Genomic DNA, 16,616 nt, shown 5'->3' with positions numbered 1-16,616 from the left:
GTACTGGATACCTACGCAAGTTCTGACTTATGCTAGCGGGTTAGGCCTGCGCTCGTTGTCACAGCGTGTAGCCGATCTCCCAGATATGCCCAAACGGGTCTTTCAATTTTCCGATTCGCCAATCGTCTTCCGTTGTCATGGGGCAAATCTCTGTGGCTCCAACCGTTACTGCCCGTTCGAAGAGTTGGTCTGCCTGTCTGGTTTGTAAAATGATCCTGACCGGGCTGCTCGATTGTGGGTCCGGGCTCAGGTTGCCAAATTGGGGCTCTTCATCGCCTATCCAAAAGTCGGCTCCTTCGATGCTGATTTTAGCGGTCATTTTCCCGTCAGGCGTGTTGAATCGTACTGTTTCTACCGCCCCGAAAGCCGAGAGGTAAAAGTCTACCGCTTTCTTGCCGTCTCGTACCGTCAGGAAGGGTGTTACTGTGGTCGCGTTGGTATCGGCCATAATCAGGAAGTTCGTTTTTATAGTTAAGCTGAACGTTTGTAAATAAACTCCTCAATCTCGGCTTGTCGGGCGTTGGCAAAGCCTCTGTCCGTGCCAATTTTTATGAAGCCACATTTTTCCAATACGCGCTGCGAACCGTAATTATCAAAAGCGGTGCGCGCCTGTATGGGACGACTCGGTTCAATGGCTAAGAATTTGCTGAGGGCGGCCGTAGCAACGCCCTGACCCCAATACTGTTTATCGATCCAGTATGTAAGTTCCGCGTCGCCGTCTATCACGAATTTCGCAATGCTGCCAACGATGACATCGTTCACGCGTATGGTTCGTGAGTGGATAGTCGGGTCTGCCAGATGCTTCGTGTACTTTTCGATGTAAGCCGCCTTATCGGTTGGGTCTTTGGCGGTGAAGGCAGCCAGATGATTCGCTTCTTCATCTAGCTGAAAGGTGAAAAAGACGTTTAAGTCTTCTTTGTCTGTTTCAGTCAGTGTAATCGTATTTTGGATCATTGGTTCAGTGCGCTCCTATGAATTTTTTTTAGGCAGAGTAAACTAAAGGAGTAAGTTTTATTTTCTATAATGTAAAAGAGAAGCAAAAAAATGATTTTCTTCCAAAGTGTAATCCTATGTTTCTATTAGTATTTACGCAGTAATTGATTCACAGAAAGCTTACTTCTTCAGTCGTTATTTCGTTTGGTCTATACAACTTTATGTATTCTGTATCGTATAATACATTGTCTTTGTTGCGGGTTCGATGAAAACATACAGACTTCCATCACACCAGAAGTTTAAGTTTTGGAAATAGTCTGCCATTCCTCTCGTTGGCTCTACATTGCTGAATGTCGCTTCAACGCCCCTGAAGCTTTCCAATTGGCATAAAAATCTCATTGGTTTGCCACTTTTCGGACAGCTTGGACTTTCTGCTTCCTGTAGCCATTCGGCTTCGTCACAGGTGCCCAGGTATTCATGCGCTCTTACCTCTTCGATGTCGGCAACACTCACGTTTACACCTTCAAAAATGATCTTTGAGTTTTTGTCAAGCTCGTCAAATGCACTTGTTGAGGACGCCGTATCCTGTGGTTCGATTATTGTCGGGCTGTTTGGATTGGAGTAATCAAGATAGACAAAACGTTCGTCTGTATAGGTTGGATGGATTAAGTGTACTCTGAAGGGTAACCAGGAAAAAAAGGGGTCTGAATTATCTATGAATCCTACATATTGAAAGCCTCCAATAAACTCATTATCTGGAATGACAAAGTCTTGTGGCACGTCACCCCCAATTTGATGTTTTCCATCTTTGCGTCTTACTAAGGCATGTCTCATTGTTTTCTTTTTTAGGGCCTAAAAGCTTATTTGTTTCAGCAATTGCAACTGGTGGACGTACATGGTAATCAGCATAACGTTGCCACGGTTGTGTAACCGTCGTTTTGTTATAGCTGGAGTACCTGAGGAGCGAATTTGCCGCTGCCAGGTACGTTCAAATGATAATGTAAGTATACAAAAATTATCAAAAAAATAACTAGTAGATTGATTCGCAGGCGTTAGATTCCTGCTGGCAACGCCAACTTTTTAGGGCGGTTCCGGTGTTCTTCCTTTATGCAAGCCATTACGCAGACACCGCTCGACATTGCCCATTCCTGGGTGGCCCAGATTCGGGCCGATTTTCCGGTACTCAACCAACTCGTCAACGGTCGGCCGCTGGTTTATTTCGATAATGCCGCCACCACGCAGAAGCCCCGGGCCGTGCTCGATGCGCTCACTCGCTACTACGAACACGACAACGCCAACATTCACCGGGGGATTCACGCCCTCGCCGAACGGGCTACGGCCTCGTTTGAAGCGACGCGCCGGGCCGTGCAGTCGTTCCTGAATGCCCGCGAGGCCGAAGAGATCATCTTCACCTACGGCACCACCGACGGCATCAATCTGGTTGCTAAAACCTACGGCCGAACGTACCTAGGCGCGGGCGACGAAGTAATCATCTCGACTCTCGAACACCATTCCAACATCGTGCCCTGGCAGATGCTCTGCGAAGAGCGTGGCTGTGTGCTGAAGGTGATCCCGATCGACGACAACGGCGATCTGCTGATGGACGAATATGACAAGCTGCTCACCGAACGTACCAAACTGGTGTCGGTGGTGCACGTGTCCAACGCACTCGGCACGATCAATCCGGTGAAAACCATCATCGAAAAGGCCCATGCGGTCGGGGCGGTGGTGCTGATCGACGGGGCACAGGCCACTTCGCATATCGACATCGACGTGCAGGCGCTGGACTGCGATTTCTACGTTTTCTCGGCCCACAAGCTGTTTGGTCCCACGGGGATGGGCGTGCTGTATGGCAAGCGGGCGTTGCTCGAAGCCATGCCGCCGTTCCGGGGTGGGGGCGAGATGATCAAGGAAGTAACCTTCGAGAAAACGACCTACAACGATATTCCCTATAAGTTTGAAGCCGGTACGCCTAACATTGCCGACGTCATCGCCGTCAAGAGCGCAATCGAGTACGTCGACTTGCTGGGCAAAGACAACATTGCGGCCTACGAGCATGAACTGTTAACGTACGCCACCGAGGCCTTACAGACCATTGACGGGCTGCGTATCGTGGGCAATGCGAAAGAGAAAGTGAGCGTGATCTCGTTCGTGCTCGACGGTATCCACCACGAAGACACAGGTGTTATTCTGGATCAGCAGGGTATTGCGGTACGTACCGGGCACCACTGCACGCAGCCGTTGATGCGCCGATTGGGTATTGCCGGAACCACGCGGGCCTCGTTCTCGGTTTACAACACGACCGACGAAATCGACCGGCTGGTGAACGGCCTTCAACGCGTGAAAGCGATGATGGCGTAAACCTGCCTTAACCCTGAGCTCAGATGATAGGCGAAGACGTTTTGCTGGATAAAAAACAGGTGCTTGACAGCTTTCAGGACCTGCCTGATAAAGTCTCCTCTGAAGAGTTGATCGAACGAATTTTGTTTATTCGTCTCATCAACGAACGGGTAGAGAAAGCGAAGCACACGGAGGGGACTCCGCACGATGCGTTTATGCTCGAGTTTGCCGATTTTAAAAATCAGCTGAAGTCGCAGCAAGAACGTGGTGTATAATCAGTCTGATCTGGGAGCCTGACGCTAAAGAGGATGTCAGACTAATTTATGCACAACTCTATGATTATTCACCGGCTCTGGCTGATGACTGGTCGGATGAGTTGGAGAAAAAGGTGGCTGTGCTGCTAAATTTTCCGGAGATGGGGCGGCTTGTTCCCGAGCTACAGATCCGGTTCATCAGAGAAGTATTCGTTCGTCGGTTTCGGCTGGTATACCAGTATCAGGACAACGTGATTCGTGTACTGGCCATTCGGCCGATGGGTCGCCCACTGGGCAAAATTTGAGTATGACAATTAACGAGACGCAGGACGAAATCATCGAGGAATTTGATCTCTTCGACGATCAACTCGACAAAACGCAATATATCATCGACCTCGGCAAGAAGCTGCCGCCCCGGCCCGAGTCGTTTCACACCGACGATAAACTCATTCAGGGCTGCCAGTCGAAAGTGTGGCTTGACAGTGAGCTACAGGGCGATACGGTGCATTTTGAGGCCGACGCCGAACCGACGGCCCAGATTAGTCGGGGGCTGGTCAGTTTGCTGATCCGGGTACTGTCTGATCAGAAAGCCGACGCCGTAGCCACCGCCGATCTGTATTTCATCGACCGGATCGGGCTGAGTAACCTCGTTACGTCGCGGCGGGCGGGCGGTATGGCGTCTATGATTCAGCGCATGAAAACCTTTGCTAAAAACAGTTTGCTGTCTGACGTTTAAGGTTATACGTCGAAAGGAAACCGGTCAATACCTCCACTTTAACCCGCAGACAACAAACGAAATGGTTGCTACGATTATGTCAGAAGAAGAGCTAAAAGAGCAGGTCGTGATGGCCCTCAAAGGCGTGTATGACCCCGAGATTCCGGTGGACGTCTATGAGCTTGGCCTGATTTACGACATCAAGATTTTTCCGGTCAATAACGTCTACATCCTGATGACGCTGACCTCGCCCTCTTGTCCATCGGCCGGTTCCATTCCGGGCGAGATCGAGCAGAAAGTGCGCGAGGTGGAAGGCGTCAACGACGTAAGCGTCGAACTAACCTTCGATCCGCCCTATACCTCCGACATGATGTCGGAAGTGGCCAAGCTCGAACTCGGCTTTATGTGATCTTTCTAGTCTGGAAAGTCGTTCTAACGGTAGTGCGGAGTCTGGAAAGTCAGATTTACGATTTTGCAACGCTCACTCCTCGACAGACTATTCAGACTTCGTACTTTTACTAACAGACTGTCAAGACTTAATTCAGTTATGTATCCTCCTCATTTAGTTGCCCCCATGCGGGAAGACCTGACCAGTGTAGGGTTCCAGGAATTGACCACCGCCGCCGACGTTGATACGGCTATGGCCAACGCCCAGGGCACCACGCTCGTGGTGATCAATTCAGTTTGTGGATGTGCGGCCGGTGCGGCCCGCCCCGGCGTGAAAATGGCGCTGTCGACGACCGACGTGAAGCCCGATCAACTCGTGACGGTATTTGCCGGTGCTGACCTCGACGCGACTGCCCGGATGCGCGAGTACCTGCTGCCTTACCCGCCGTCGTCGCCAGCGATTGGTATTTTCAAAGACGGTGACCTCGTGCATTTCATCGAGCGCCACCACATCGAAGGTCGCTCAGCCCAGATGATCGCCCAGCACCTCGAAATGGCGCTGGAAGAGTTCTGTGAGAAAGCGTAATTAATGTATGAATAATGCACGATGTACAATGGGCTGACGCAAGTGTGAGATAGCGTCAGCCCATTGTACATCGTGCATTATTCATTATACATTAATCACCCCAATCGCTCGAGTAGGGCCTTCGTTTTGCGGATGCCTTCGTATTCGTCGACTTTGTCGCCTTCATACTCGATGCCGACGATGCCTTTAAATTTGGCGTCTTTCAGAATCTGCATGATGCGGGCGTAATCGGTTTCCACGCAGTTGCCCTGCGCGTCGAAATCATAGGTTTTGGCCGAAGCCCCTTTGGCAAAGGCCATCAGTTGCTGCGTACCCAGGTAACGGTCATACGACTCTTCGCAGCCGTCTTTGCCCCGCTTGAGGCAGAAATTGCCGAAGTCAGGCAACGTACCCACGTTTTTCATCCCGACGTTTTTCATCACGCCCGACAGCCACGCCCCGTTTGACGACAGGCCGCCGTGGTTTTCGACGATGATGTTGATGCCTGCGGCCTTGCCAATTTCGCCCAGTTTGCTTAGGCCCTCAACGGCTGCTTTGGCTACCTCGGCCGGTTCGCCGCTGCCCTGCGCATTGACGCGGATGGTTTTGCAGCCAAGGTATTTGGCGCAATCGACCCACTTCTTGTGATTCTCAACCGCCTGATTGCGTTTGGTCGCGTCGAGTTCGGCCAGGGCCCCTTCACCGTCGATCATGATGAGGTTGTTCTTGATGCCGTTGTCTTTGCAGCGCATCAGCAGCTCATTCAGATAGGCGGTGTCCTGCGCCTTGTCCTTGAAGAACTGATTGACGTATTCCACTATGCCAATCCCGAACTCCTTCCGGGCGATGCCGGGGAAATCGAGGTTGGTAATTTTTTTGGCAAATAACGCCTTGTGCAACGACCATTCGGCCAGCGAAATATCGAAGAAGGTCTTCTGCGGTGCAGTAGCGGCTTCGGCCCAAGCGGGCAGGAAAGCCATGGCGGAAAGCGAACCGGCGGCCTTCAAAAAGGTGCGACGTGTCGAGTTGTTAGTCATGATGTTGAAATGAGTCGTTTGGACGCAGTGGGCAGCACGGCCACCATCATCAGTAAGGAATAACCGGCTGTCTTCTAACGATGAACGAAACTGGGTTGACATGCGCGGCGACGGCTGATTGGCATAAATCACGGGGAAATTCGGGCATAAAAAAAGGCGGGTTGTAGCGCAACCCGCCTTTCCAGTTCAGAATACAACCTGAATATCATCTTGTTGGTGAACCGACTTCTGTGGCATCAGCAAATGATACAGTCGAAAGATACAATTTTTTCCGTGAATATGTCAAGAAAAAAATAGAGAATGATAAGCAATGGACCAGACGCGATATATAATGTGCTTTTGCTGACGGAGTTACACCCCGGTATCCACCATTGTACACTATCCATCATCCATTATACATTACTCCTCACGCTGGCACGAAATGCTTCTGATTAAGAGGCAGGTTTTCGGCGGTCCAGACGACTTCGCGGACGAGCTCGTGGGCCCGAACGGGGCAATTGGCCACATGGCAGTAATGGCAGCACTCCTTAAGGCAAGGGTCGGCATGAACGAAGATTTCAACTTCGCTGCTAAAGCCATTCTGTAGTGTTTCTTCAAACCGATGTACTTCCTCGTGTGTCTGAAGCAGATCCCAGTAATAGGGTAGGGTCAGGTGGCAGTCGATGTGCAGATCGGCCCCGTATTTCTGCACGCGCAGGTTATGCACGTCGATCCAGGCAGGTCGGCGATTGGTATTCAGCAGGGTAACTACGCGGTCGATGGTGGGGGCGTCGGTTTCGTCGAGCAACCGCCCCACCGATTGCCGCACCAGCGACCAGCCATTGTAAATGATAAAGAGCGAAAGCACCAGCGCCAGCGCCCGGTCGAGCCAGGTCCAGCCGGTGAACCAAACCAGCCCCACGCCGATCACCACCACGATACTACTTACGCTGTCGACCAGCAGGTGGCGGCCGTCGGCCAGCAAGGCGATCGAATCTACTTTACGGCCCTGCTGAATCAGCGCGTATCCCAGCAGCGCGTTGGCAGCGGTTGTAAACGCCACTAGCCCCACGCCCCAACCCAGATCGGAGAGAGCGTGCGGTTCCAGAAAGCTAACAACAGCCTCATAGATGATCACCAGCCCCGCCGACAGAATCAGCGCGCCTTCAAATCCCGACGACAGATACTCAACCTTGCCGTGGCCGTAGGGGTGGTTCTGGTCGCGGGGGAGGCCTGCGATGTATAGGCTATAGAGCGCGAAACCACTGGCGATTACGTTGACGATGGATTCCAGCGCGTCGGTCAGGATGGCGGTCGACTGGGTGAGGTAGAAAGCCGTGAACTTAAGGATCAGCAGCACAACACTCACCCCCAGCGAGAGGGCCATCCAGCGGTATTTGGTTTGTTTGATGGAAGTCATTCAACGGGAAAGACGTTGGGCACTGAACAACGAATCGAGGATCGTCAGGTCTGGCTACGGGTGGGTATCCAGTTGGCCAACGTCGAGTAAGGGGGCAAAGATAGCCATCACAGGCCGAAACGGTTGTATTTTCGCCCGTATGAACACAACAGAAAACCCCTGGAAAACACTCGATTCAAGCGTTCGATACGAGAACAATTGGCTCACCCTCAGGCACGAAAACGTATTGACGCCAGCCGGAACGCCGGGCATTTATGGCGTGGTCAGTTTCAAGAATAAAGCCGTGGGCGTGATTCCCATCGATGCTGAGGGTAATACGTACCTGGTGGGGCAGTATCGCTACACGCTCGACGAATACACCTGGGAAATTCCCGAAGGCGGCTCGCCCGTGGGTACCGATCTGCTGGAGTCGGCGCAGCGTGAACTGCGGGAAGAAACGGGCCTGATTGCTGCCAAATGGACCAAACTGGCCCGCATCCACACGTCTAATTCTGCCACCGACGAGGAAGGCTTCATCTACATTGCCGAAGACCTGACCCCCGGCCCCCACGCGCCGGAAGAAACTGAAGACCTGCAGGTGCAGAAAGTACCGCTGACGGAGGCCGTTAACATGGTGATCGACGGACGCATCACCGATTCCATCAGCATGGCTGGCCTGTTATTGGTGGCACGGTTACGCGGCGTTTAAAACAAAAACAGGCCGTTGCCAGTCAATAAGTACGTCATATCGTCTGTACAGTTTAAAAACAGACTGGTCAACGGCATTTCATTCATGATTCTTCCTGTTCTTCTAGGCTTTCTGACGGGCGTGGCCCTGTGCCTCACCTTCGGTACGGTATTCTTCGCACTGATACAGAATAGCGTTGATAACGGCTACAAAGCCGGACTAACCATCACGGCGGGCGTCGTGCTGGGCGATCTAATCTACGTCTCGTTTGCGTTGCTGGGTACGTCGATGATTCCGCATTCGAAGGAGCTGGAACCGATTCTGGCGCTCATCGGGGTGATTTTCCTGGTCGTGCTCGGGCTGTTCAACATCATCAAAGGCACCCCGCGCATCGCCTACCCCAAAACCAAATTTGGCAATTATGCCTATTATTTCACGACGGGTTTTCTGCTGAACGCGCTGAACCCCATCAATTTTGTGTCGTGGGTGACCATCGCCGCCTATTTGCGGCATTCGTTGCGCTACACGGCCAATCAGCAAGTAGTCTTCATGGCGTTTGCACTGGTCGGTGTGGCCGTGGCCGAAGCTTCGTTAGCCATTTTCGCGCACAAACTGAAGCGCCTGTTTACACCCAAGGTGGCCTTGGCCTTCAACCGCATCACCGGCGTGGTGTTCATCGTCGTAGCGCTGCGCCTGGCCTGGGTCAAATTGTTGAGTTAGGGATTATGAAATATGAAATAGGGATTATGAATTATGAATTGGCTGACGCATGCTTACCACTGGCGCGTCAGCCAATTCATAATTCATAATCCCTATTTCATAATTCTTCTTACCCTTCCGCCGGTTCGTTTTCCCGTGAGCCGGTCTTTTCTTCGTTCAACTCGGGGTTGTTACGAGCGCCCTGCGCGCTATCGGCCGAGGACTGGGTTTCACTGTCAGGGGCCGTTGACTCGTCTGAGGCACGTTCCGGCTGGGCGGGCTTGTCTGTTTGTGGTTGCATGATAGGCGGTTTATACTATTTAGTGTTCACAGTTCACTGGCTTCTATTCACGGTTTGGCTGGCGTTCAAATAGGGCTGTGCCAGCCAAACCGTGAATAGAAGACAGCAAACGATAAACGGATAATCATTTATAGATCGTCGTCGTCCATGTCGTCGCCGCGCAGGTCTTCGTCCAGATCGGTCTCCAACGAATCTTCTTCGATCGCGTCGTCGGCAAACTCGTCATCATCAGCATCGCCATACCCACTGGTTGCTCCAGAGCCTTCGTCACCAAATTCAGCATTGCCGGGTGCGGGGTTCATCATCAGCACGTCGTCTTGTTCGTCGAATTGGTTGAATGCAGTTGCCATGTTGTCTGTATTGATTAGGTTCGGACTACATAACTTCTGGCCGAGCCATTGGTTGTCTACTAAATAAATCATTTGAGGGAATGGCCTCGCGTAACGCATGAAAAACTACACACTGACCCGGTATTCCGACCAACCGATTCTACAAACTGCCGACGTAAAACCCTCTGTGGATGGCTTCGACGTGCTGGGGGCCTTCAATCCGGCCGCTTGCCGCTTTGGCGACGAAATTTTGCTGTTGCTGCGGGTGGCCGAGGCTCCCCGCCCCGAACGTGGCTGGCTGCACGTACCCATTGTTGAGTTGGTCAACGGAAAACCGGCCCTGAATGTGAAGCAGTTTCGCGAACCGAAGGGCGAGTATGACCCCCGCGTGGTGACCATCGACGGGCAAACGTACCTGACCTCGCTGAGCCACCTGCGGCTGGCCCGCAGCCGCGATGGGGTCCATTTTAAGATCGACGAAAAACCGTTTCTGTTTCCCGCCCGTGCCGACGAAGCCTTCGGCATTGAAGACGCCCGCATCACGCATGTCGATGGCATGTACTGGATCACCTACACGGCTGTCTCGGCCAATGGACCGGGCGTTGGGCTGGCCCGTACCACCGATTTCCAGCATGTCGAGCGCGTGGGGATGATCCTGCCGCCGCCCAACAAAGACGTCTGTCTGTTTCCAGATCGCATTCATGGTAAGCTGATGATGCTCCATCGCCCGATGGTATCCGACATTGGCAAGCCGTCAGTCTGGCTCACTGAGTCGATGGACGGCATCCATTGGGGAAACCACCGCTTCATTTTTGGGGCTTCGGGCGCCGATTGGGAATACCTGAAAATCGGTGCTGGTCCCGAACCCATGCGCGTCGACGACGGCTGGCTGGTGCTCTACCACGGGGCCAGTACCAACCATGAGTACAGTCTTGCGCTGGCACTGCTCGATGCGAACAACCCCGCCCATGTGCTTGACCGCTCGACGGCCCCGCTGCTCACGCCCGAACGTACCTGGGAACGCGAAGGCTTCTTCCCGAATGTGGTCTTCAGCAACGGCTGGGTACGTCGACCCGAAGGCGGCTGGTGGGTTTATTACGGTGCCGCCGATTCAGGCGTTGGGTTGGCCGTGCTGGAATAGCTCACCGTTAAGCGGTCATCTTTTTGGCGTTGGTGGCTTGCAGATAAGCCATCAGCGCTACCCAGGCAGCTACGGCCGCGATGATCAGCTTACCTAGCCCGGTCAGGCCCGTGTTTGGTAACAACAACACAATCCCGCTGGCGATGACCCATAGCCGGTCGAGCCAGATGACGAGTTGCACCGCTCCCGGCCGGGTAGGGGTCTGATAACCGACGTACCCAACGTACCCGGCAAACAGCAGGAGAAAGAGGCCCACTTCGCGCAGGACAGCGGGGGATACAGCGCCAAAAAAAGGCGCAAGTGTTGAGGCGCCGAGCGCCAGTAGCAGGCTGGTAGTGCCCGACGAAACAGCGTTGACGAGCAGCACAGTTTGCAGCGATTTCATACGATCAATTGGTTTATAGGTGTTTGAAAAGCGATAAAGAAAAAGGCGTTAGTTGCCCCAGAAGGCATTTTCGTGGTCGAGTGTACCCGCACGTCGGTGATGAGCCCATCCTGCACCGTGAACACGTCGATGTTGTCCACGTCGAGCACCATAACCGGGCTGGCGGCCGAGAAATGCAGTCGAACGGCAACACTCGAACCGTTGGTGCTCAGGGTCGAGATGTCGGTGATCCGGTAGCTACGGGCGGTGTGTTCGTGAATGTGGGCCGACATGGCAAACACCGCCTCACGCGAGGTTTTCAGGCCCGATATAGCGTTGTTGCCCGGCTGCTGCCAGCGCACATTGGGGTGGAGCAGCGCCGCCACCTGCGCCCGGTCACCGCGTTGTACGGCGGTCAGAAAATTCAGCACGACAGTAGCGTTGGCCGTTGGCGACGGCGTAATGGCAACAGCGGGCGGGTTGACGGCCTGAGCGGCTAACCCCGCCGTATTGGTCAGGGTCAGCAGTGTTGTCAGCGCGAAGATGGCCCCGCAGTGGAAGCGTTGTTGACGGTTCATCGGTCAGTCGGTTTTGGGTGATTGACTGCGACAAAGGTCCGGGGTGGCGAGCAGGGGGGATTGATAGTTTGCGCCAAATGTTACCTATTTTGCGCCATCAACACACGCGCCCGACATGACGCTCTTAGCCTCGCATTTGCTTAACCTGTTTGACTTTGCTGCCTGTAAAGGCGTATCGGTGTCGAGTCTTCAGCGCCTGCTCGATACGCCCGACGCCGACCTGCACGATCCGCAGGGGCGCGTGAGCGTGGCCGATTACATGCGCGTGTGGGAGGCACTGCTTTCGCAGGGCAATGACCCGCACCTTGGTCTGCATTTTGGCTATTTTCTGAACCTGAAGGGGCTCGGGCTGATCTACCAGATTTCGCTGGCGACGTCGAGCATCGAGCAGGCAATGGGGTTATTGAGCGACTACCTCAAAAGCTCGTTTCCGGTCGTGTCGGTGCTGACTGAGATTCGTGACGCCAATGTGTATATCAGTCTGCATAGCCCATTGCCCGACACCCCCGCAACCCGCCAACTGCTCGATTCGGTGCTGGTGCTGATGGCCCGCGAAATCGGGATCATGATCGACGGCAACGTAGCCGAAATCCAGCTGCCTTATGAGCAACTCGATGCGTACCGGCGACTGGCTGCAAGCCCCGTCGTGGCGTCGGATGGCTACCGCATCAGGCTGGAGGCTCGGCAGCTTGCCGGGTCGATCAACCGGCGGCGGTTAAAAAACATCGAAGCCCTGCTCCCCGTTTTTCTGCAACTGACCAGTCCGACACCCGCCGCCGACGCCCCCTTTGCCGATCAGGTACGTCAGATGACCCTCAGCCTGTGTGCGCCCGAGTTGCCCCAACTGGATCAGGTGGTGGCGCAGTTTGCCATGAGTCACCGCACTTTTCAGCGTCGACTGACGGACGAGGGAACGTCGTTTCGGGCTATTGCCGACGCCCTGAAACGGCAACTGGCGGGGCACCTGGAACGAGGCAAGGCCCTGGCCACGCAGGATATCGCTTACATCCTTGGCTATTCGGCATCGAGCGCATACCTGCACGCCGCCCGGAAGTGGCGAAACCAACCCCACCATCCGGCAACAAAAAGCCCCTACCAGGAGGCAGGGGCCGGTCTATAAAGAGGGAGGTACTCCGAAAAATTAGTGGGTAACAGCAGCGGTCAGCATCGGCTCGATCACGGTGGTCAGCCGGTCGCGCACAAAGCTCTCCTGCAGGTACGTTGGCAGTTTTGCTACCAACTGCCGGTACGCATCGATGCCCAGCGCTTTCGCCACGTAGGCCTCATGTACGGCGTTCACCTGCGCGACAATGCTCACCAGGCTCTGGTGGAAGAGCCGCACATCGATTTCCGAATCCACGAACCGCTCGATTTCGCGCGGCGCCCCTCCGGGATTGTTCGACGAAATGCGGAGGCGGCTGAGCATGTCGAAATAAGTGGTGTAGCCGATTTGTTTGGCGAGCACTTTGTACTGCTCGGGGCCAAATTTCTGCAATACCTCACCCGTGCGCGACGAGCGCATCGCCGTTTTAGGATTTTTCTGGACAATGTTACGCAGCGCCTTGATCCGTTGATCGCGGGTCGTTTTCAGGAACTGCGCCAGTTCGATCTGCGCCGACGAATGCCGCGAGGGCAACGTCAGATCACGACCCGACTCAGCAATACGTTTGGCCATCGGCAGGCGCTGAATGCGATAGCTGTTGATGGGCCCGAGCGCATAATACCCGATGGAGGCCGGATAATGCCCGCGCACCACCATGTTGCCAATCCGTTTGCGGATCAGCTCTTCGTTGCTGACGTTGATGCCCTGAACGGCCAGAAAAGCCCGGGCACTAAACAGAATGCTATAATAGGCCTGCGGGAACGTCCAGTGCAATGAGCTTTGCAGGTACTGTTCCGAGTCGGCCGACCGGTCGTTGACAACCGGCGTAATGCGAAGAGCGTATTCGGCGCTCCAGCTGTTGAGCAGTAACTTCTCCAGCGCCTTGTTGTCGGCCGCACCCAGCCCACCGAACTGTTGGAAGATCGGGAATTTGGCTAGGTCGAACAAATCGTTCTGGTGCTGGATATGGTAATCCATCGCAAAGAAATGATTCAAAAATACCTGCGCTGGAATAGACTTCCGCCAGGTCTCATCAGGGCGGTCATCCGCAACCGGTGTCGCGGCATCGCGCGGACTTTCCGGCGAAGGCGAAGCGGGCACCAGAGGGGGCATGGGAGCCATCGGCACGTGGGTTATTTCTCTCATACTCTACTAACAAAAGTGCCCTGGCCCGCGTTCATTTTTGGGTTTTATTTAACGGTGTATATGGTATTGTAAATCAATAAGTTACAAGAAATTTTTCGGCCTTTTTAGAGTCGGTTTTCTAGGCTAATTTTTGCCCCGTTTTTTAGGCTCCGGTCGGCCGTTCGGGTGCCATTAATCGGGCGGGAGGCCGTACCTTTGCGGGCCGTTGAGCCGTAGCGTATATACCATGAGTCGAATCGTTTTTTGTAGTTTTTTGTGGATCTTGGGGTGGAGTGTCGGCCCTGTTTTTGGGCAGATCGAGAAAGCGTCGCTGGAGGGACTGGTGCTCGACGGAGCCACCCGGCAACCCATCGTAGGGGCGAAGGTCGAAGCCCTCAGCATGGCGGGTAAAGTCGCCAGTTCGAAGACGACAGTGCAGGATGGCAGCTTCCGACTGAGCCTAAGCGCCAAGGAACTCTACCAGGTTATTGTGCAGGCCAAGGGTTATCTCAACAGCGTCGAACAGATCGATTTCTCAGACCCGCGGGTGGTATCGCGGGTGGGTAAAACGGTATACCTGACCAAATCCCTTCCCCTTAATTCATCGCCCCCGGTTGCCAGCCCACCGCCGCCGGCCCGGCCTACGACCGAGGCCCCCACGGTCACGACGCGCCCCAGGGCCACCACAACCACGGCGAGCCGCCCAGGTACGTCTAAACCAGCTACATCAGCCCCACCGGTCGAAACGGCCCCCAAGCCCACCCCAACGGCGTTGGCGCTCCCGGCCGAGATCGAATCTATCTTCTTTGCGCAAAGCACTGCCGAGGTCCTGCCCGAGTCGCGCGGAGCCATGGACAAGCTGATTCAGTTTTTAAACCAGAACCCCGCTGTCACGATCGAGTTGGCCGGCCACACCGATAATCAGGGCGATTTTGATCAGAACGTACTGCTGTCGCGGCAGCGGGCCGAAACCGTAAAGGCATACGTGCTCAGCCAGGGCATCGCGGCCAGCCGGGTACGTACCCGTGGCTATGGCGGCACCCGCCCGGCCAAGACAAACAATTACGAAGAAACCCGCCCCATGAACCGGCGGGTCGAAGTAACAATCGTGACAGAGTAGGAAGCGGGTTTGACGTTTAAGGTCTAACGTTTAACGTTGGGTGGCGCTCTGGTAGGCTTGCGTCAGCAACCTTAAACGTTAGACCTTAAACGTTAAACTCATTTCCTCCCCATCCAGAGGCCGGCGATGACGAGCGACGTACCGGCCAGCGTGTAGGGTGTGATGGGTTCGCCGGTGAACAGGGCGGAGTAGATGAACCCAAATACGGGGCAGAGAAACAGCCATAGCGACGCCCGAACGGCATCGACCCGCACCAGCCCAAACCAGAGTTGCAGCGCCACTACGGAGACAGGGCCGATGAGCCAGCTTACCGACGCCCAGAAGCGTACGTCGAACGCCGAGGTTGCCAGATCGGTAGTGAGCAGGGTAATTGGTAGCAGGATGAAACCGGCGATCAGTACCTGCCAGCCGTTGATCACCAGCGTGGGCAGTTTCCAGTCGTAGCGGGCGTAGTAAACCGTTGCGGCAGACACCGAAATCATACTCCCCAGCAAGATCAGCAGGCCCTCTACGGTCGCGTAGGCTTGCTCCAGCAGCGGAATCGTCGCCACGACCACACCGAGTAGCCCGAGCAGCAGGCCTGCGCCTTCCTGCCAGCGCAGGGGCCGCCGCAGCCAGATCGCCGACAGTAGTGTAATAAACAGCGGATTGGTGGCCGTAGAGAGACTGCCAATCCCCGCCGACACCTGCTTCAGCGCCAGCACAAACAACCCCAGATACAGGGCCGTGTTGAGGATGGAAAAGATGGTTAGCCGCCGCCATTCGATGCCCTTAGGTAGCGGGTTACCGCGCTGAACCCCATAGGCAAACAGCAGCATGCCGCTACCGGCAATCAGAAACCGCACGGTGGCCAGTACCAGCGGCGCTACCGACTGCACCCCAAACTTCGTGGCTACCGATGCGGAGGCCCATAACATGGCAAATAGTAAGCCCGGAATAAACTGGGCGGTGCGGCTGGGCTGGGACACAGTAAGGAAATTCAGTCGAAAAAAGCGGTAGGTACATCAGTGATCGCTCACACGAGCGAATGGACAAGCCGATCGTTAACGCGGTAAGTTGTCTTGGCGGCTATCCAGCAGGTTCAGAACAATGACCTGGCGCTCTACGATCGTGTAGTAAACGAGATTATACGGTTGGATAGGTAGCTTCCGCACGGCTGTCAGTGGACTCAACTGACGACCGATGAACGGCATCGTTTCCAGGATGCGCAGCTTATCATTGATCGAGTCTGTGAATTTATCGGCGACCGAAAAACCAAACGAATCGAGTAGGTACAGCGCAAGAAGTCGGTAATTTTCTTTCGCTTCGTCTGTCCATACTACCGTGTAATCCATTGTTTCGACTCGTTGGCTACGGTATCATGTGGGGTAAGGTGTATTGTTTTGGCGGTAGCCAATGCTTCTTCCAACTGATTGAGAAACGCGGGCGTTTCTGAAAACACGTTTGTACGCTGCCCCACAAAGGCGCTGACAGTCAGGAGTAAATCCTGAATGTCCTGTGGGTCGTCGAGACGGTCAATCTGCTGGTGCAGCAAGGTTTTCATATCGGTCATAGCGGTAG

Annotated in this window: 24 protein-coding genes; 11 read left to right on the top strand and 13 right to left on the bottom strand. The window is 54.4% G+C overall.

Going from position 1 to position 16,616, the window contains the following annotated elements:
- Positions 1–58: 58 nt before the first annotated feature.
- From ACAW74_RS04240 to ACAW74_RS04230, 3 genes are all read right to left on the bottom strand, one after another.
- Positions 59–448, bottom strand: coding sequence for a VOC family protein (locus ACAW74_RS04240; RefSeq protein ID WP_370696944.1), 390 nt, complete (start codon positions 446–448; stop codon positions 59–61).
- Between the two features lie 23 nt (positions 449–471).
- Positions 472–954, bottom strand: coding sequence for a GNAT family N-acetyltransferase (locus ACAW74_RS04235; protein ID WP_370696943.1), 483 nt, complete (start codon positions 952–954; stop codon positions 472–474).
- A 198-nt stretch (positions 955–1,152) separates the two neighbouring features.
- Entirely contained in the window at positions 1,153–1,767 is a 615-nt protein-coding gene (locus ACAW74_RS04230; RefSeq protein WP_370696942.1) for a hypothetical protein, read from the bottom strand.
- 273 nt (positions 1,768–2,040) lie between these two features.
- Between ACAW74_RS04230 and ACAW74_RS04225 the strand changes: the two genes are divergently transcribed.
- The 6 genes from ACAW74_RS04225 to ACAW74_RS04200 all read left to right on the top strand — a co-directional run bounded on the left by ACAW74_RS04225 (position 2,041) and on the right by ACAW74_RS04200 (position 5,215).
- Positions 2,041–3,294 carry a SufS family cysteine desulfurase gene (locus ACAW74_RS04225; protein WP_370696941.1) on the top strand — a complete coding sequence of 418 codons (1,254 nt, stop codon included), beginning with the start codon at positions 2,041–2,043 and terminating at the stop codon, positions 3,292–3,294.
- 23 nt (positions 3,295–3,317) lie between these two features.
- The gene (locus ACAW74_RS04220) at positions 3,318–3,548 is read left to right on the top strand and encodes a hypothetical protein (RefSeq protein ID WP_370696940.1); all 231 of its coding nucleotides are present in this window, start codon (positions 3,318–3,320) and stop codon (positions 3,546–3,548) included.
- Positions 3,545–3,832, top strand: coding sequence for a type II toxin-antitoxin system RelE/ParE family toxin (locus tag ACAW74_RS04215; RefSeq protein ID WP_370697222.1), 288 nt, complete (start codon positions 3,545–3,547; stop codon positions 3,830–3,832). The genes ACAW74_RS04220 and ACAW74_RS04215 overlap by 4 nt, the downstream gene beginning before the upstream one ends.
- 2 nt (positions 3,833–3,834) lie before the next feature.
- Positions 3,835–4,263, top strand: coding sequence for a SufE family protein (locus ACAW74_RS04210; protein WP_370696939.1), 429 nt, complete (start codon positions 3,835–3,837; stop codon positions 4,261–4,263).
- A 76-nt stretch (positions 4,264–4,339) separates the two neighbouring features.
- The gene (locus tag ACAW74_RS04205) at positions 4,340–4,651 is read left to right on the top strand and encodes an SUF system Fe-S cluster assembly protein (RefSeq protein ID WP_370697221.1); all 312 of its coding nucleotides are present in this window, start codon (positions 4,340–4,342) and stop codon (positions 4,649–4,651) included.
- Positions 4,652–4,789: 138 nt separating this feature from the next.
- Positions 4,790–5,215, top strand: coding sequence for a BrxA/BrxB family bacilliredoxin (locus ACAW74_RS04200; protein WP_370696938.1), 426 nt, complete (start codon positions 4,790–4,792; stop codon positions 5,213–5,215).
- Positions 5,216–5,310: 95 nt separating this feature from the next.
- On the opposite strand, the gene ACAW74_RS04195 is transcribed toward ACAW74_RS04200, so the two are convergent.
- Both ACAW74_RS04195 and ACAW74_RS04190 read right to left on the bottom strand, forming a co-directional pair.
- Positions 5,311–6,231, bottom strand: coding sequence for a TIM barrel protein (locus ACAW74_RS04195; protein WP_370696937.1), 921 nt, complete (start codon positions 6,229–6,231; stop codon positions 5,311–5,313).
- A 406-nt stretch (positions 6,232–6,637) separates the two neighbouring features.
- Positions 6,638–7,630 (bottom strand): cation diffusion facilitator family transporter, encoded by a 993-nt coding sequence (locus ACAW74_RS04190; RefSeq protein WP_370696936.1) that lies wholly within the window; start codon positions 7,628–7,630, stop codon positions 6,638–6,640.
- A 139-nt stretch (positions 7,631–7,769) separates the two neighbouring features.
- On the opposite strand from ACAW74_RS04190, the gene ACAW74_RS04185 reads away from it, so the two are divergent.
- Entirely contained in the window at positions 7,770–8,318 is a 549-nt protein-coding gene (locus ACAW74_RS04185) for an NUDIX domain-containing protein (protein WP_370696935.1), read from the top strand.
- An 84-nt stretch (positions 8,319–8,402) separates the two neighbouring features.
- Positions 8,403–9,017: a LysE family translocator gene (locus tag ACAW74_RS04180; protein ID WP_370696934.1), complete on the top strand. Its 615-nt coding sequence runs from the start codon at positions 8,403–8,405 to the stop codon at positions 9,015–9,017.
- A gap of 109 nt (positions 9,018–9,126) precedes the next feature.
- Here ACAW74_RS04180 and ACAW74_RS04175 read toward each other — a convergent pair whose 3' ends face one another.
- Entirely contained in the window at positions 9,127–9,297 is a 171-nt protein-coding gene (locus ACAW74_RS04175; protein ID WP_370696933.1) for a hypothetical protein, read from the bottom strand.
- A 128-nt stretch (positions 9,298–9,425) separates the two neighbouring features.
- Positions 9,426–9,647 (bottom strand): adhesin, encoded by a 222-nt coding sequence (locus ACAW74_RS04170; protein ID WP_370696932.1) that lies wholly within the window; start codon positions 9,645–9,647, stop codon positions 9,426–9,428.
- A gap of 97 nt (positions 9,648–9,744) precedes the next feature.
- On the opposite strand from ACAW74_RS04170, the gene ACAW74_RS04165 reads away from it, so the two are divergent.
- Positions 9,745–10,767 carry a glycoside hydrolase family 130 protein gene (locus ACAW74_RS04165; RefSeq protein WP_370696931.1) on the top strand — a complete coding sequence of 341 codons (1,023 nt, stop codon included), beginning with the start codon at positions 9,745–9,747 and terminating at the stop codon, positions 10,765–10,767.
- A 7-nt stretch (positions 10,768–10,774) separates the two neighbouring features.
- Here ACAW74_RS04165 and ACAW74_RS04160 read toward each other — a convergent pair whose 3' ends face one another.
- Both ACAW74_RS04160 and ACAW74_RS04155 read right to left on the bottom strand, forming a co-directional pair.
- Entirely contained in the window at positions 10,775–11,152 is a 378-nt protein-coding gene (locus ACAW74_RS04160) for a hypothetical protein (RefSeq protein ID WP_370696930.1), read from the bottom strand.
- Entirely contained in the window at positions 11,149–11,709 is a 561-nt protein-coding gene (locus ACAW74_RS04155; protein ID WP_370696929.1) for a nuclear transport factor 2 family protein, read from the bottom strand. Before ACAW74_RS04155 ends, ACAW74_RS04160 begins: the two co-directional genes overlap by 4 nt.
- A gap of 115 nt (positions 11,710–11,824) precedes the next feature.
- Here ACAW74_RS04155 and ACAW74_RS04150 point away from each other — a divergent pair, with 115 nt between their 5' ends.
- Positions 11,825–12,829 carry an AraC family transcriptional regulator ligand-binding domain-containing protein gene (locus tag ACAW74_RS04150; protein ID WP_370696928.1) on the top strand — a complete coding sequence of 335 codons (1,005 nt, stop codon included), beginning with the start codon at positions 11,825–11,827 and terminating at the stop codon, positions 12,827–12,829.
- Positions 12,830–12,850: 21 nt separating this feature from the next.
- Here ACAW74_RS04150 and ACAW74_RS04145 read toward each other — a convergent pair whose 3' ends face one another.
- Positions 12,851–13,789: a hypothetical protein gene (locus ACAW74_RS04145; protein WP_370697220.1), complete on the bottom strand. Its 939-nt coding sequence runs from the start codon at positions 13,787–13,789 to the stop codon at positions 12,851–12,853.
- Positions 13,790–14,183: 394 nt separating this feature from the next.
- Between ACAW74_RS04145 and ACAW74_RS04140 the strand changes: the two genes are divergently transcribed.
- A complete protein-coding gene (locus ACAW74_RS04140; RefSeq protein ID WP_370696927.1) occupies positions 14,184–15,056 on the top strand; it encodes an OmpA family protein in 873 nt (290 codons plus the stop codon).
- A gap of 98 nt (positions 15,057–15,154) precedes the next feature.
- Here the strand turns inward: ACAW74_RS04140 and ACAW74_RS04135 are convergent, their stop codons facing one another.
- The 3 genes from ACAW74_RS04135 to ACAW74_RS04125 form a co-directional block, all read right to left on the bottom strand.
- On the bottom strand, positions 15,155–16,024 hold the full coding sequence (locus ACAW74_RS04135; RefSeq protein WP_370696926.1) for a DMT family transporter: 870 nt from the start codon (positions 16,022–16,024) through the stop codon (positions 15,155–15,157).
- Between the two features lie 75 nt (positions 16,025–16,099).
- Positions 16,100–16,390 carry a type II toxin-antitoxin system RelE/ParE family toxin gene (locus tag ACAW74_RS04130; RefSeq protein ID WP_370696925.1) on the bottom strand — a complete coding sequence of 97 codons (291 nt, stop codon included), beginning with the start codon at positions 16,388–16,390 and terminating at the stop codon, positions 16,100–16,102.
- Positions 16,375–16,608, bottom strand: coding sequence for a hypothetical protein (locus tag ACAW74_RS04125; RefSeq protein WP_370696924.1), 234 nt, complete (start codon positions 16,606–16,608; stop codon positions 16,375–16,377). The genes ACAW74_RS04130 and ACAW74_RS04125 overlap by 16 nt, the downstream gene beginning before the upstream one ends.
- Between the last annotated feature and the right edge of the window lie 8 nt (positions 16,609–16,616).

The sequence above is a fragment of the Fibrella musci genome, from assembly GCF_041321105.1.
GTDB classification, from domain to species: domain Bacteria; phylum Bacteroidota; class Bacteroidia; order Cytophagales; family Spirosomataceae; genus Fibrella; species Fibrella musci.
The sequence above is the reverse complement of the archived record's forward strand: the minus strand, read 5'-3'. Positions and strand labels throughout refer to the sequence as shown.

Bases quoted from the DNA above. Each gene is read 5' to 3' on its own strand.
- ACAW74_RS04170 (WP_370696932.1), bottom strand. From the start codon at position 9,647: ATGGCAACTGCATTCAACCAATTCGACGAACAAGACGACGTGCTGATG.
- ACAW74_RS04225 (WP_370696941.1), top strand. From the start codon at position 2,041: ATGCAAGCCATTACGCAGACACCGCTCGACATTGCCCATTCCTGGGTG.
- ACAW74_RS04185 (WP_370696935.1), top strand. From the start codon at position 7,770: ATGAACACAACAGAAAACCCCTGGAAAACACTCGATTCAAGCGTTCGA.
- ACAW74_RS04140 (WP_370696927.1), top strand. From the start codon at position 14,184: ATGAGTCGAATCGTTTTTTGTAGTTTTTTGTGGATCTTGGGGTGGAGT.
- ACAW74_RS04210 (WP_370696939.1), top strand. From the start codon at position 3,835: ATGACAATTAACGAGACGCAGGACGAAATCATCGAGGAATTTGATCTC.
- ACAW74_RS04160 (WP_370696930.1), bottom strand. From the start codon at position 11,152: ATGAAATCGCTGCAAACTGTGCTGCTCGTCAACGCTGTTTCGTCGGGC.
- ACAW74_RS04230 (WP_370696942.1), bottom strand. From the start codon at position 1,767: ATGAGACATGCCTTAGTAAGACGCAAAGATGGAAAACATCAAATTGGG.
- ACAW74_RS04220 (WP_370696940.1), top strand. From the start codon at position 3,318: ATGATAGGCGAAGACGTTTTGCTGGATAAAAAACAGGTGCTTGACAGC.
- ACAW74_RS04155 (WP_370696929.1), bottom strand. From the start codon at position 11,709: ATGAACCGTCAACAACGCTTCCACTGCGGGGCCATCTTCGCGCTGACA.
- ACAW74_RS04200 (WP_370696938.1), top strand. From the start codon at position 4,790: ATGTATCCTCCTCATTTAGTTGCCCCCATGCGGGAAGACCTGACCAGT.
- ACAW74_RS04175 (WP_370696933.1), bottom strand. From the start codon at position 9,297: ATGCAACCACAAACAGACAAGCCCGCCCAGCCGGAACGTGCCTCAGAC.
- ACAW74_RS04165 (WP_370696931.1), top strand. From the start codon at position 9,745: ATGAAAAACTACACACTGACCCGGTATTCCGACCAACCGATTCTACAA.
- ACAW74_RS04145 (WP_370697220.1), bottom strand. From the start codon at position 13,789: ATGGATTACCATATCCAGCACCAGAACGATTTGTTCGACCTAGCCAAA.
- ACAW74_RS04180 (WP_370696934.1), top strand. From the start codon at position 8,403: ATGATTCTTCCTGTTCTTCTAGGCTTTCTGACGGGCGTGGCCCTGTGC.
- ACAW74_RS04235 (WP_370696943.1), bottom strand. From the start codon at position 954: ATGATCCAAAATACGATTACACTGACTGAAACAGACAAAGAAGACTTA.
- ACAW74_RS04150 (WP_370696928.1), top strand. From the start codon at position 11,825: ATGACGCTCTTAGCCTCGCATTTGCTTAACCTGTTTGACTTTGCTGCC.
- ACAW74_RS04195 (WP_370696937.1), bottom strand. From the start codon at position 6,231: ATGACTAACAACTCGACACGTCGCACCTTTTTGAAGGCCGCCGGTTCG.
- ACAW74_RS04205 (WP_370697221.1), top strand. From the start codon at position 4,340: ATGTCAGAAGAAGAGCTAAAAGAGCAGGTCGTGATGGCCCTCAAAGGC.
- ACAW74_RS04125 (WP_370696924.1), bottom strand. From the start codon at position 16,608: ATGACCGATATGAAAACCTTGCTGCACCAGCAGATTGACCGTCTCGAC.
- ACAW74_RS04240 (WP_370696944.1), bottom strand. From the start codon at position 448: ATGGCCGATACCAACGCGACCACAGTAACACCCTTCCTGACGGTACGA.
- ACAW74_RS04130 (WP_370696925.1), bottom strand. From the start codon at position 16,390: ATGGATTACACGGTAGTATGGACAGACGAAGCGAAAGAAAATTACCGA.
- ACAW74_RS04190 (WP_370696936.1), bottom strand. From the start codon at position 7,630: ATGACTTCCATCAAACAAACCAAATACCGCTGGATGGCCCTCTCGCTG.